Origin of the sequence: Kordia jejudonensis (genome assembly GCF_001005315.1) — a bacterium.
In the GTDB taxonomy this organism is placed as follows: Bacteria; Bacteroidota; Bacteroidia; order Flavobacteriales; family Flavobacteriaceae; genus Kordia; species Kordia jejudonensis.
In genome coordinates this window covers 1-14,226 of record NZ_LBMG01000031.1, presented here as the reverse complement: position 1 = coordinate 14,226, position 14,226 = coordinate 1, and the positions used below count along the sequence as shown (strand labels likewise).

15 protein-coding genes are annotated in these 14,226 nt (G+C 31.2%); 2 read left to right on the top strand and 13 right to left on the bottom strand.

Annotated elements, in window-relative coordinates:
• The 9 genes from AA089_RS15240 to AA089_RS15200 form a co-directional block, all read right to left on the bottom strand.
• Window positions 1–861, bottom strand: coding sequence for an ABC transporter ATP-binding protein (locus AA089_RS15240; RefSeq protein ID WP_046757841.1), 861 nt, complete (start codon window positions 859–861; stop codon window positions 1–3).
• A 42-nt stretch (window positions 862–903) separates the two neighbouring features.
• On the bottom strand, window positions 904–1,632 hold the full coding sequence (locus AA089_RS23795; RefSeq protein ID WP_053002471.1) for a GLPGLI family protein: 729 nt from the start codon (window positions 1,630–1,632) through the stop codon (window positions 904–906).
• A gap of 27 nt (window positions 1,633–1,659) precedes the next feature.
• The gene (locus tag AA089_RS15230) at window positions 1,660–4,278 is read right to left on the bottom strand and encodes a carboxypeptidase-like regulatory domain-containing protein (RefSeq protein ID WP_046757840.1); all 2,619 of its coding nucleotides are present in this window, start codon (window positions 4,276–4,278) and stop codon (window positions 1,660–1,662) included.
• An 85-nt stretch (window positions 4,279–4,363) separates the two neighbouring features.
• Entirely contained in the window at window positions 4,364–4,951 is a 588-nt protein-coding gene (locus AA089_RS15225; protein WP_046757839.1) for an HAAS signaling domain-containing protein, read from the bottom strand.
• A gap of 4 nt (window positions 4,952–4,955) precedes the next feature.
• On the bottom strand, window positions 4,956–5,291 hold the full coding sequence (locus AA089_RS15220) for a PadR family transcriptional regulator (RefSeq protein ID WP_046757838.1): 336 nt from the start codon (window positions 5,289–5,291) through the stop codon (window positions 4,956–4,958).
• Between the two features lie 53 nt (window positions 5,292–5,344).
• Entirely contained in the window at window positions 5,345–6,253 is a 909-nt protein-coding gene (locus AA089_RS23790; protein ID WP_053002469.1) for an HTTM domain-containing protein, read from the bottom strand.
• Window positions 6,254–6,258: 5 nt separating this feature from the next.
• Window positions 6,259–6,852, bottom strand: a complete 594-nt coding sequence (locus AA089_RS15210; RefSeq protein WP_046757837.1) for a hypothetical protein — start codon at window positions 6,850–6,852, stop codon at window positions 6,259–6,261.
• A 94-nt stretch (window positions 6,853–6,946) separates the two neighbouring features.
• Window positions 6,947–7,147: a hypothetical protein gene (locus AA089_RS15205; protein ID WP_046757836.1), complete on the bottom strand. Its 201-nt coding sequence runs from the start codon at window positions 7,145–7,147 to the stop codon at window positions 6,947–6,949.
• 64 nt (window positions 7,148–7,211) lie between these two features.
• On the bottom strand, window positions 7,212–7,412 hold the full coding sequence (locus tag AA089_RS15200; protein WP_046757835.1) for a hypothetical protein: 201 nt from the start codon (window positions 7,410–7,412) through the stop codon (window positions 7,212–7,214).
• A 509-nt stretch (window positions 7,413–7,921) separates the two neighbouring features.
• Here AA089_RS15200 and AA089_RS15195 point away from each other — a divergent pair.
• On the top strand, window positions 7,922–9,589 hold the full coding sequence (locus tag AA089_RS15195) for a helix-turn-helix domain-containing protein (protein WP_162200450.1): 1,668 nt from the start codon (window positions 7,922–7,924) through the stop codon (window positions 9,587–9,589).
• A gap of 224 nt (window positions 9,590–9,813) precedes the next feature.
• Here the strand turns inward: AA089_RS15195 and AA089_RS15190 are convergent, their stop codons facing one another.
• The 3 genes from AA089_RS15190 to AA089_RS15180 form a co-directional block, all read right to left on the bottom strand.
• A complete protein-coding gene (locus AA089_RS15190) occupies window positions 9,814–11,469 on the bottom strand; it encodes a S8 family serine peptidase (RefSeq protein ID WP_046757833.1) in 1,656 nt (551 codons plus the stop codon).
• A 236-nt stretch (window positions 11,470–11,705) separates the two neighbouring features.
• Window positions 11,706–11,993 carry a helix-turn-helix domain-containing protein gene (locus AA089_RS25825; RefSeq protein WP_046757832.1) on the bottom strand — a complete coding sequence of 96 codons (288 nt, stop codon included), beginning with the start codon at window positions 11,991–11,993 and terminating at the stop codon, window positions 11,706–11,708.
• Window positions 11,971–13,317, bottom strand: a complete 1,347-nt coding sequence (locus AA089_RS15180) for a tetratricopeptide repeat protein (RefSeq protein WP_046757831.1) — start codon at window positions 13,315–13,317, stop codon at window positions 11,971–11,973. The genes AA089_RS25825 and AA089_RS15180 overlap by 23 nt, the downstream gene beginning before the upstream one ends.
• A 361-nt stretch (window positions 13,318–13,678) precedes the next feature.
• On the opposite strand from AA089_RS15180, the gene AA089_RS24855 reads away from it, so the two are divergent.
• The gene (locus AA089_RS24855; protein ID WP_156169049.1) at window positions 13,679–13,819 is read left to right on the top strand and encodes a hypothetical protein; all 141 of its coding nucleotides are present in this window, start codon (window positions 13,679–13,681) and stop codon (window positions 13,817–13,819) included.
• Between the two features lie 182 nt (window positions 13,820–14,001).
• Here the strand turns inward: AA089_RS24855 and AA089_RS25505 are convergent.
• Window positions 14,002–14,226 (bottom strand): hypothetical protein (locus AA089_RS25505; RefSeq protein WP_206540704.1); only part of this gene is annotated, 225 nt, incomplete at its 5' end.

The following is a 14,226-nucleotide window of genomic DNA, read 5'->3' as shown; positions in this document are numbered from 1 at the left end:
TTAGTTTTTGGTTAAATAGATATATGCATCTTCCAAGGTTGCGGTCACATTTTCTGCGCCAACATTAGGATTTTCAGAGATGTAACGCACTCTAAAGTTGTCCTGTGTTCTGTGTGAGCTTACCACAGTATGGTAGCTTTTGAAGTTATTAATGTTAGATTTGCTCACTGTCGTTTCATATACTTTTCCTTCGGCGAGTTGTATGATGTCTTCCTGCGAGTTTTTTACAATTAATTCTCCTTGTTTCATAATGGCAACCTCATCTGCAATGGTCTCAATGTCTGATACGATGTGCGATGATAAGATGATGATTCTATCATTTGCCAAATCTGAAATTAAATCTCTGAATCGTAAACGCTCTTCCGGATCGAGTCCAACGGTTGGTTCATCAAAAATGATCACTTTCGGATCGTTTAGCAAGGCTTGTGCAATTCCGATACGCTGAATCATTCCGCCAGAATAGGTTCCCAATTGATTGTTTGCCGATTCTATAAGATTTACTTCCATTAATAATTTTTCTATTCTTCTATGCAATCCTTTCCCACCAACACCTTTCATTGCTGCCATATACGACAGAAATTCAAAGGCATTTAAGTTTGGATAGACGCCAAAATCTTGTGGAAGATATCCTAACATCTTACGAATGTAGTTGGGCGATTTTAGGATATCATTTCCATTGAGTGAAATACTTCCTTTGGTTGGTTTACTGATCGAGGAAATCATTTTGATTAAAGTAGATTTTCCTGCTCCATTAGGCCCGAGTAAGCCCAAGATTCCAGAAGTTATGTTGATTGAATAGTCACTCAATCCTAACTTTTTTGAGCCGTACTTTTTTGTTAAATTGTTGATAGCTAATTCCATGTTGTTTCGTATTAAAGTGAATATTCCGTGTTTTCTTTGTTTTTATTTTCCTTTTAAAATCATACGTTGGAAGTTTTCTTTTTTAGCAAATACTTCTGCTAAAGAGATCGCTTTTTTAGTGCTGATTTTGTCTTTTACTTCTGCTAATTTCTTTTCAAATACTTCTTTGCTTTCGTATGCAATAGTTGTTGCACTAACTGATTCAAAGTAGTTGTCAGATTCTAATACCAATCCTGGTAATCCGTAAAATACATATGGTCCGCCACTTACTGGAATTTCTGGAGCAAACCAAACATAAATTGCTGGATTTCCTTCTAAGTGAGCTTTTTTACACTGATATCCGTTGATTTCTTTTTGCTCGTCTGTAATGTTCCACTTCAATTCGTTTACTTTCCCTTCGAAGTTGATCTTTTTTCCCATGAAGATTTCTTTTCCTTGTAAATCTCCTGCAGCGTTTTTGTATGTGTAATACGTGTATCCTGCCGTGCTTAGTTTTTCTACTTCACTGATAGAGTCAATTACAAAAAATGATTCTTTCGTTTTGATGTTTTGGTAAAAGCTACTGTGTACTTTGTATCCTTCCATCATTGTCAACATTTTTGATAATTGCGCCGGATCTTTGATTTGTTTTTTTAACATTCCTACTAGGAAATCAGATACACATCCTGTTGTGTAGTTTACTTTTAAAATGTTTTTGTCTTTCGTTTGTGCGTTAACATTTACTGTGATACTTACGAAGAAAATTGCGATTAAAATTTTGATAGTTTTCATGATATTGAGTTTTAAAATGGTTATATGTTATAATTTAAATTTGATTCCGAAAATGATATAGTTTAATGATTGGTTGTTTACGATAGTATTTGTAATACCGTTGCTTATGATGAATTGAGAATTGTATGCATCGTTTTCAAAGAATGATAACAACTCGCCAATGTGTCTCGCTTCCATACTAAAAACCATGTTGTTTTTTGTGTATGATAACCCTAGGTTTAAGTTCTTTCTTGAATAGGTTACATTGTTTATGTGATTGTTGTCATATAAAAATGTAATGTTCCCTTTCCATTGTTTGTTTTTGAGCAATACTGCAACACTGTTTCTTGTGTATGTAGCATCGTAAGTGGTGTTTTGAATTTCATCACTGCTAAATGATACTTTTGATGATAAGCTAAAGTTTACAAAGTTGTCCGTAATGGTTTCTACGCGTAATTCTGGCGCAATGGTTTTTGTAACAACATCCACTTCTTGTTGTGCTATGATTGCTGGATATTCTACTTGGTTGTAACTTGCTGAGATATCTATTTTTGTTGGATATTTCAACGGAGATATCGTTTTTGAGTAAAATGTGCTTAGTTTAAAATCTGTTGCTTTGTCTGCAATGAAAAAGTTGAATTCTGAAATTCCGTTTGCTTGACTTACAAAGTTTCTACGCACCACATCTTTTTGGTTTTTGTACGTTGCTGATATTGAGAATATTTCTCCATCAAACAGATTGTCGTAGTCATAACTTGCATGAAAGTTGTTTGAGGTATTGAATCCTAAAGCAAAAAGGTTTGTTCCGTTCCAAATGCTATTGAAAGGTTGTATACTGTTGATTCCCAAGACAATGTCATTGAATGTACGTGTACGTGTGTAACTTACCGCATAACGATTCAATCTGTTTTCATAATCTACCCAAAGGTCCACAGGAATAAACGTTTCCGAAGCTTCAATTTGATCAACCGTTAAGTTGTTTGTGAATGAATTCAATCCTAAAGAAACTTCATAATCCAATCCTTTTACAATGTCTTCTCCTGTAACTTCTACGTCTACTAAGAAATTATCTTGTGATCTTTTGATCAACATCGTATTGTTTAAGTTTCTGTCTTTAATTTCCTCATTTTCTTTGTGATACGTTGCTGAGATTAAAGAAATAAACTGATCAGACGCTTTGTATTTGAGTCCAACACTTCCCAATACTTGATTTTTGTCAAAACGGTAGCGTTGTGTTGCTGTGTCAAAAATGCTGTTGTTTTGTGAGATGGTGTAATCGTTTAACAACTTTGTTCCTTCGTGATAGTATGCTGCTTTTGTTTCTAAAATCAGATTCTTTTTCAATTTACTTTTTACAGAAAGTACATGGTTTGAAGAGAAAATATTGTTTCTATTGTTAGCGAATGTTGTGTTCATTCCGTTTGGCGTTCCGTTGTCAAACAATTCGTTACGCACATCGCTATTGTTTTTATTGTTGATGTAATTTGCGTTGATGTTATACGTAGCAATTGTTTTGTTTGAAATTTTATAAGCTACAGATAAAGCTCCTAAAAATGACGTTGTTTTTGCCTGCGTTTCATCAAGTGTGTTTAGTAAGGAAACATTATCTAAAGTACTTGTGTTTTGAACAATACTATTCACTCTGTCTGGCGCAATGAAGTAAAATAAACCTGATGTTTTTAAACGTTGCGATTGGTTGCGAAGCGTTAAGTTGGTACTTGTATAAAAATCTTTTAGTAAGTTTTCATTCGTTGCAAACAATCCGCTAAGCGTCTCACCTTGGTATCTTGAAAATGGTTGTCCTTCGCTGAATAATTTCTTTACTTCTCCAGCCGTAACCGTTGTTTTTCCAATGTTGTTTGTGTTATTGGTTAAGAACGCGTTTAAGTTTTTAGAGAATAAAAATCCTTTTCCTTTAAATTCATATTTATCTTGGTATCCTGCTTTTAGTTCAAGCGAACCGTTCATGATACTTTGCGATTGGTTTTTTGTGTCAATGTTTAATACACTTTCTTCATTTTCTTCAAAATCTAACGAGAAATCGTCGTTGTAGTTATTGATGACACTAATTCCTTCAATGATATTTTTTTCAATGCTTTCTAACGCAATACTGTTTTGATATTCAAAAGAAGGTTTTTTGTTTACGAGTATTTTATCAATACTTTTTCCTTTATAGATAATTGTTCCGTCGTCACTTAATCTGAAGTTTGGAATTTTGTTTAAGATGTCTCTTAAATTATCATCTTCATATAATTTTAATTTATCAAGATCTAAACGAACGGTATCTTTTACTTCATTTGTGGAGATGATGATGACTTCATCTAACGAAGCTGTATTTTCTTCTAACATTACATCAATTACAATTGGCGATTGTGTTAATTGGTTGGCCGTAATTGTTTTTGATTGCTTCAAGAAGGATATGTGTGTAAATTCTAAAATGTAGTTTTCTTTTACGTCACCTTCTAAAGCATATGCTCCAAACTCATTTGTCACAGTATATGTAATGATACTTTTCTTTGCATTGTATAGTACAACCGCAGCACCATCAACAGGTACACCTTGTGTATCGGTTACTTTTCCTTGGATACTCTTGGATTGTGCCAGGCACAATCCTGAGAGCATCATGAGAAATAAGAGGGTAATATGTTTGATTTTTATTGGTAACATTTTTGTTTTGCTTTTTATTGTGACTAACAATGTGATGTTGTATACTACTTACCTTGCATTGCTATGTATAGGTGTAAAAAAAAGGTTATTCTTCTTTTTTCTTTCGTGTCAATTTTAAGATTAACGTTATAATGATATATAATACCAAAGCGCTAAAGAACATTACTGGTACAAACCAGTTGCCTAAAACTTCAGTAACTGCTGGATCGGACGTTTTTAATGAACCTAAGGCTACAAATTCGCCATTTTTTAGGAACAATCCTGTACTATCAGGATTTGTAAATTTTAAAAACATTAAGATCCCAAAACCAAATAAACATATATATAAGATGGCAAAAACTGAGTATACAATTCCGCTCTTAATATTCAGGAATATTGCCTGAAATATGTGCATTGGGTTGAACGTTCGTGTAGCTTGTTGTAATTTTTTCTCTGCTACTAAAGGTTTTAGCACTTCTTCTGGATCGCCTAAACCTTGGGTAATTTTAAGTAGTTTTTCTACTTCTGCACCTTCTTCTTCATTTTGTAAGCCTTCATATATGTGGCTATTGAACTCCATCAACACATCTTCTCTATCACTTTTAGCTAATACAGCAATCGTTCTACGGATTCTTCTGAAGTAACTATCGTATATTTTTTGTGCTGATTTATCGTTGAATTCAATATTTTTCATCTGTTTATTTTAAAAGCTTTTGAATTGATGTTTCCAAATTTTGCCAATATACGCGCATTTCTAATAATGTTGCTACACCTGTTTCTGTGAGCTGGTAATATTTCCGTGGGATTCCAGATTCCTGTTCTACCCATTTAGAAGTAACCAATCCTTCTTTTTTTAATCGATTCATTAAAGGATATAGTGTGCCTTCCGCTATTTCTATGGTTGTGAACTTTCGAACTTGTTCCATTAATTCATATCCGTAAAACTCATTGTCTTTTAGGATATTCAATAGAATAAATGCTAAGGTTCCTTTTTTAACCTGTGACTGCCATTTTTGAACAAATTCAGAATTCATATTTCAAATATAAACAAAATACATAGTAATGCAATGTATTTTGAGAAACTTTTTTAGGCTACTGCCGTTTCCAATGCTAAATTGGTTGTTTCTTCTTCTTTGCTAAGTACTGATTTCCAGTTGAAATAGTGTCCAAAAGCAATTAGGTTTAGTAAAATCATTACGACTGCGAACGTGTAAAATTGCATGAATATTCCAATTCCGGCATGTAACATAATGACAAGTACAAGTGTCACTTTTCTGGTTTTCTTCATGTATATTAACACAGGATGACATAGTTCTAAAGCCACAGTTCCCCAAGCTAATAGTTTGAAAATTATTGGATACGCTGCCAATCCTATAGAGCTTTCCACCACACTACTAGATGTGTACGTGTTGATAACCATCCAAATGGCATTTCCATCTAACCAATCGGTTCCTAATGCTTTTCCTATTCCTGCAAAGAAATATACCAAGCATAAATGTAGTTGTAAAAATCGGATCACGTAACTGTATAGTGGCTTGCGAGCTTCTTTATTAAATAGATATCCTGCACATATTAAAATGTTTATGAATAGCATGAATGAAACGAAGTAATCTGCTCCATACGAAAATAAGTATGTTGAGTTTACAAACATGAAGTGGATAAACCAAGCTATGACAGCAAAAAGTGGTCTTTTGTAGTTTCTCCATAAACAAAACAAGCTAATTCCATATACGAATAAAAAGAATAAGAAAGTCATATTTTCTGTAAATCCAATGTATGAAAAGATATCTGAAAACCAACCTAATACAGGTTGATACCAAAATACATAACGCTCATTTACAGCTTCTTGCAGTAATCTTTGTTCTCCAAAAATATAGAATAAATCTGGTAAAATTACGAGTACATTGACAACAGCGAATACAGCAATCATTTTGATAGCGATGTCTTTTTTAACGCTGGCAGATTTTCCAAAGATAAAAGTGTCTAAAGTTTTCATGGTGTTTAGTTTTTAAAGGAATTGGTTTGCATAGCAACTTCCTTGTTTTTTGTGGTAGAAAATCCTAAAATTTCTTTATACATCACTTGATGTCCATCGGTTGCTGCACTTTCGAGTGTGTTGAAACGATATAAATCTAAGTAAATGTCTATTTTGTCTATATCTTGATGATCTGAGAATAAGGAAGATGAAATTGATTTCAGTATAACTTCTCGTTCTTCTACATCAAAGATGTTTGAATTGAAATGTAAGTTTGCCGATCTGAACTTTAAGAAAGATTCTGGAGACTTAAATGGAAGATGAATTTCTTCGCCATCAGCCATAAATCGCATGCTTACTTTAATTGGTGAAATATTTGGAGAAAAGAATGAATATCCTCTATTGGTTCCTGTGTATTTTGCATAAAAGAATATAAAATCAGTAACCGGTTTCGGTGTTTCAAACAGTGATGCTTTGTTTGCGATGAATTTTCCAACAGGATTTAGTTTGGCTTGTGATTCGTCATCTTGAAATGAAGTAAAGCTTGCAAATCCTATAATCAACATAAACAATAAATGAACGGCAAGATATCCGAGTAATATTTTTTTGGTTGTTTTCATGATTATATATTTTTTTATTGGATTGAAAATGCTTGAGTTAAGATTGAAAAGAAAAGACCGAAAAGTGGTCTTTTCTTTTTCAATTCTGAGAAGTCTATCTTTCTGAAGTTCCAGTATAAACGTAATCTCTAGAGATAAATGTCCATGAATCTTTCAACATGTTGTCTAAGTTCTCTACTGTAGATACATTTACGTCATCCATAGTTACTTCTTGTGCATTTGTAGTGTTGATTGCAGATACTGCGAATAATGCTACTACTGCTAATGCTCCTGTTAATTTGATTAATTTTTTCATAATAATGTGTTTTAAAATTTTGGTTAAATACTAATTTGATTACTAATGTGATATTGTGTGTTGATTAACGCTCGCTAGATCCAGTGTATACGAAATCTCTTGAGATAAATGTCCACTCATCTTTCAACATGTTGTCTAAGTTCTCTACTGTAGATACATTTACGTCATCCATAGTTACTTCTTGTGCATTTGTAGTGTTGATTGCAGATACTGCGAATAATGCTACTACTGCTAATGCTCCTGTTAATTTGATTAATTTTTTCATAATATTAAAGTTTATAAAGTTTTGATCTCCTACTCTGTTTTAGGCTTTTCGGATTCCGCCTTATGTGATTGTTGCAACAAATCGACAGTGCTAAATAATGGCGTAATATTCACATTTTCAAATGGTTAGTGCTGCCATTTATAAATGCAGGCATGGTATTTATAAATATCATGTTGCACTTTTTTAAAAGAAGTCTTGTAAACAGTAGATTGCCATAAAAATGTTAGTATTCTTTCAAAATTTGATATCTTTATCATGTATTTGCGAGCAGAATATTCATTTTAATGCTCTAGTAACCAGAACTGTATTATTTAACCTACTTTTTAGAGTTAGTATTTTTTACAAAAAAACATTTAAGGGAGTGTTTTGAAACTCTAAAAGAAAATTTTTGAAAAAAAATGAAGATTATTTGTAAAAAAAGATCCATTTTTTTGGAGGCTATTGCTTCGAATCATACAAAAACATCCATACGAACCTTATTTTTTAGTGTTTTTTTTACACTTTTTGGTATGTGGAGCACATTTTCACAGGAAAATGAGTTCGATAAACTGAAATCTGACTTCATTCCATTGCCTAAAAACTCGGAACAAAAGCTAAATGATGCCAAATTATATCTCGAAAACGCTAAAAGAAACAACGATTTAGAGAAAATTGTTGCAGGTTATGAGCAATTCATCACACATTATAGTCATACAAAAACAGCTATTTCGTATGCTGATAGCATTATTTTGCTCACTAAAAATGCAAAACTCAACGATTATCCAGGGAAAGGGTACTTATTAAAAGGAATCCAATTGTACTATAATTCTAAGTACAATGAAGCGCTAGACAACTTTGCCATTGCTAATGATTTTGCCATTGCAGCGAAAGATATTGCACAACAAATCTCTATAAAACATTACATAGGACTCTTAAAGAATGTAAGTGATGAAAAGGAAGAAGCACTAACCATTTTTCAAGAAAATTTAGCGTTTATTACAAAAAACAATCAGCATCAAAAAGATCAGCAACAATACCTAAAATCGTTATTTGCATTAGCTGATTCGTATAATAAAAATAGACTTTTAGATTCTGCGGAAGTAGCACATCAACGTGGAATTGCCGCAAGTTTGAAACATCCTGATCAATATTTATATCCTTGGTTCCTGTTATCGTACGGAATTACATCATACTATAAAGAAGATTATGCTAAAGGAAATGACAGCTTGCAAAAAGCAGCTACATTTTTTAAAACCAATCAAAAAGCACTGTCTTCTACATACCTTTATATATATAAGTGTTTGAACAAACAAGGAAAAAATGCAGAATCGTTGCCCTATTTATATAAAGTTGATTCTATTTTCCAGCAACATCCAAAAGTTATATTTCAAGCACGGGAAGCGTATGAGTTATTAAATATAGCACACAAAACTTCTGGCAATGATGCTGCACGCTTGTCTGCCATTGAAAAATTACTCGATGTAGATGATATGATTTCTAAAGATTATCAAAATTTAGGAAAAAAGATTGTCACGAAATACGAAACTCCGTTGCTGATTTCTGAAAAAGAAGAATTACTCAGCAAAAAAGAGGAATTAATTACCAAACTAGAAGATTCCAACTTCTTATCACAAAAAACCATTTTGGTTCTTATTATTCTTTCCGTGTTGCTTTCTGGCGTCATCTTTTACTTTTATCGAAGAAATGCCGTGTACAAAAAACGTTTTGACGCGCTCATGCTAGAATATGAACAAAAAGAAAAGGAAAAAGAAATTCCTATTATTGAAAAAATACCAACCATAAAAAAGGCGGCTGTAGGCATTCCGCAAGAAATTATTGATGCCGTATTAATCAAGTTAGATAAGTTTGAAAAAACGCATAAGTTTACCAAAAGAAGTTACACACTTACCAAACTTGCCAAAGAACTGGATACCAATAGTACCTACCTTTCAAAAATCATTAATATGACCAAAGGCATGAACTTTGCGAAATATATGAATGAAATCAGAATTGATTATGCTATTACACAATTAAAAGAAAATAAACAGTTCCGATCGTATACTATCAAAGCAATTGCTATTGATGTTGGGTTTAACAATGCACAATCGTTTTCAGTAGCTTTTAACAAAAAAACAGGAATTCATCCTTCGTATTTCTTAAAACAACTTGAAAATCAGGAATTGAAAGAAAGTGCTTAGTGAATTTGTATTCGTACTATTCATAACTAAAGTTCGGCTCTTTTCTAAACCTAAACATACATAAACAAGTCTAAAGAATTGGTTTTTAAGGCACTAAAAATGTTACTTCGAATGCTGTTGAAATTCCATTGAAACACCTATTTTTCTTATGTGCTCAACTGCACAAAAACTGAATAAAAATTTTGTAACATACTTTACATTTGCGCTTTATACTTTATTGGGTATTACTTGCGTTTCTTCTTCTTAGAAACCTCTTCCGCTAGTAACAACGCATTATAGGCATTCACTATTTTACCTGATTTGGATAAGGAACTAAAGGGAACGAGTTCTTTTTCTTTGCTTGCAGAAGGTTTATTGACCATAATATCATAGGAAACACCAGATTCCATGATAATTTGTTTTACTTCAGATGCGGTTAGGTTTGGGTAGTAGGAACGGATTAGTGCGGCAACTCCTGCTACTATTGGGGCTGACATAGATGTTCCGCTTTCGTAACCGTATTTTTGATTTCTTTTAGTTGTATAAATAGTTTTAGCTGGAGCAAAAATATCTACATTGTTTTTCCCATAATTGGAGAAGTCGGCAACTAGCTTTTCATTTGCTTGTGAAGTAGAACCACCTACTACAATAATATTATTAACATATTCATTATTTTGTTTATCTACATCATTAGGATAAGTTATTTCAATATCGCTATTTTTTGAAGAATTACCCGCAGATAAGACAATTAACACATCTTTATCGTTTGCATATTTTATGGCATTTTGTATCCAATTATTATGTTGTACAATATATTTGGTAAATGTCATTATTATGATTTTCGCACCATTATCAACAGCATATCTAATCCCTAAAGCTATATCTTTATCTTGCTCATCTCCTGAAGGAGAAACACATACTGGCATAATTTTTAAAGCATTACTAATACCCTTAATCCCAATATTATTATATCTATTTGCCCCCAAAACTCCAGCTACCTTTATTGCATGATTATGACTTGAAGTATTTTTAGCAGTGATTTTTCCATTACCGTAGTTCGTATCCTTTATATTGTCTACATCATCGCCAATACGTTCACGATCATTAAATGATAGCGATAAATAAATATTTGAATATCTTTTTTGTGTTTTTTCAGTATTAGAGATCCAATCTTCATAATTTAAAAGATTTTTATAATTATTTATCTTGATATTGATTAAACTATCTTTAGAAAAAACTTTTTCTATGTTAGCCTGAGAAAGTAAAGTGTCATTGTATATAAGTTTTAGATCATTGTAAAGTTTTGTTTTTTTATTCTTTATAGAGTCTAGGTAGAAAATGGAATTTTTTAATTGTTTTAAGGACTCATCATAAAGAGTTTTAGCCTTAGTATATAAAATGAATTCCTCTTTCCTACTTTTAGGAACTTCAAGAATATTTTTATTTAAAAAATCATTCTGATATTTTCTAACTATTCTAGTGAATTCGAAGCTTGCTCTATCGACATTCTGTCCAAAAGTAGTACCGAGAAAATTCCATCCATTGGTATCATCAACGTAACCATTTTGGTCATCATCAATATTATTATTTGGGATTTCATGAATATTTTTCCAGATGAAATCCTTTATATCTTCATGTTTAGCATCAATTCTATTATCTAATAATGCGACAATTATAGTATTTCTTTTCTTTTTATGATCCAATAATTCTTTGTATGCCTTATCTAAACTTATTCCTGCTATGGTATCTCGTATAATATCTTTGTGAATCCAATTTCGCCATTCTTGAATAGTTAATTTTGAATTCTTTCTAGGGAATGATTTATCAATCTTTACGGACGTAAAAGTTTTACATCCTATTAAGATTAATAATACTATAATTAAAGTCTTTCTTAAAAACATTTATTTAACTTTTAACAACTTTCAGTTTCTATATGTTTACATCTTTTGGGCAAGTTGCTGTAGGCGGCACTGGACATAAATCTGTTGTTGTATTCGTATTTGTTTCACAGTTTTGTTGTATCTGCGAATCATTTCCTCCTAAGATTTTCGTTAATCTATTTAAACTAGCTATCTTGAAAAATTTGATCTAAATATTATAAAAATATTTTGACTATTCTAATATAAATATCTTAAAATCAGTCACTTAATTTCTTTATAAAATAAGATGGACTAATACCTGTCTTCTTCAAAAAAGCGTTATTAAATGCTCTACGCGTACTATATCCAGATTCATCAGCAATATGATCGAGACTATATTTCCTAAACTTATTATCATTTTTTAATCTATTTATACAATAGTCTAATCGTAACGAATTAATATATTGCGAAACTGTTTTACCTTTATATTCATTAATTATTTTTGAGATATACTTTGAATTGGTATTAAAGTTTTCAGATAATCTACCAAGAGATATTTTTTTCATCTATATCAATTGATTTAGATTGATTTTTTTTATCCATTTGATACTTACTAGTAATATTAGAGTTACTCATCAACTCATCAAATTTACTCTTATACTTTTTTTTCTTTTTATAATTAACTATTAATATGATCAATATCACTATTGATATTAACATTAAAGTACTAACATAATATAGATATCTGTTATTATTAGATTTTAATACATTGATAATTCTTTGCTTTTTGGATAATAAAATAGGTTGTTCATGTTGTTTATAAATAGTACTGCTTATGTATTGGTAATTATTTTGAAGTAAATTATCAAATTTTAATAATTGATTCGTATAATATAATTGTGTTTCTAAGTCATTTGTTTTTTTTGCATTTTCAATTAAAAAAATATAGGCTTCTCTACTTTTTGGTAATAATCCATTATTTATATGAAAAATTGAATCAACTTTTTTAAAGTTTGATATTGCCTTACTATATTCATTATTTTCATAATATGATTTCCCTAAATATAAATAAGATGCAGCTTCATAAACTTTATGATCATTTTTGATGTGCGTATGGAGTGATTTATTAATACTATCTATTGATGATTTGTAATTTTTTTTGTGATATTGATTTATCCCTTCTAATAAGACAAACATACTATACAAAACGGTATCATTTACTGATTTTGAATCAATAATACCTTTTGTATTTAAGTCGGTGGCTTTATTTAACTCTCCCGTATATGAATATTCACTTGACAATAAAGATAAAGACCATAGATAATTTCTACTAACTGGCATTTTTTCGTGATAGTTCCATGAATCCTTAGCGTAGACAAGAGCTTCCTCATGTAAACCTATTCTACTCTTTATTATACCAATATTATATTTTGCCAAGCTCTTATAATAATCATTTCCAGATTTTTCTGCACTATTGTGAGCTAATATAAAGTTATTTAAAGCTTTCTTGTAATCAGAATTTCTTGAATAAATTACAGATTTAGTTAAATATGTACTTGCTGGAACTAAATATTTATTCTTATTTCCACAAAAGAAAAGTGAGGAATCTAAAAATTTTAATCTTTTATTTTTTTCTAAAGTAGATCCTGACATAAATAAATAACCTTCGGAAATTCGTATTGAATCATTATCATAGATTCCTTTTCTTAAGTATTTACTTGCTAAAACATCTACAGATATGGTATCGTTTAAAGCGTGAAATTTATATATTTCATTTGCTAATTGATCATAACTTTTGCCTTCAACAGAAACTTTATTATTATTTATTTTCTCTTGTGCATTTCCTACAAGGGAGAAAGCAAAAAAACATATCACATAAACATAATGCATAAAAAATAAGCTGATTACTAATTATTTAATGTTGTGTAAACCAAAGCCTATTACTTTGAATATTCCATGAAATTACCTTGAATATTCCGTGAATGTTCAAGGTATACACTTTGATAGAAAAGTTTTTCAAAGTTACTTTACACCATCAAAAAAATCTGATACCTAAATTAAAGGTTAAATTTTAAAATGAAAGAAAAGTTGTAACAAAAAAATTTCACAGTCAAATAAATACAACGCATGATACACGAAGAACAACGGCAGAAACTAAAAAAAGCAATCGGTCATCATTATACGGGGAAGGTGTTAAAAGTCCTAAAAAAAAAAGATTACCAACCGACAGGGAAAACCCTATGGAACATCGATGATCAGAAATGTATTTAACGGACTCAATAAAAATGAAAAAATAGAAAATGCCATTCTAGAACTCTTTCATCAAACCATAGAAAAGAACGAAAGACGTGTAGCCTTAATGAACGAATTACTAAACATGACCGATACGTAATATTTTAGGTTATAGACCAAATATAGGAGGTTTCCTAAAGGTGCAATTGGGTTCAGTAAAGCATCATTAAGGTTGTTTGTAAGTTATAAATGGTCTTATAATAATACAAAGCGGTTGTATATAAGTTTGATGCGGTTCTGTAATCATTATAATAGGTTCCAAACCTAAAAAAAGGGGTTCGTTTAGGGGGTAAGCCCCTTAAGGAACCGCTTCAAAATGGTAGATAACCGCATAAAATAGGTTCCGAACCGCTTCAAAAGGGTTGCAATAGGGCTGACGACCAATAAAGAACCGCTTTGAAGTAGCAATGAACCACAAAACACACTTTTTAATATCATAATTGTATTGCAAGTAGCTGTATATCCCAAAAAACAGCCGTGGAAGCCGAAAAACGCAAGAGTAGGCAT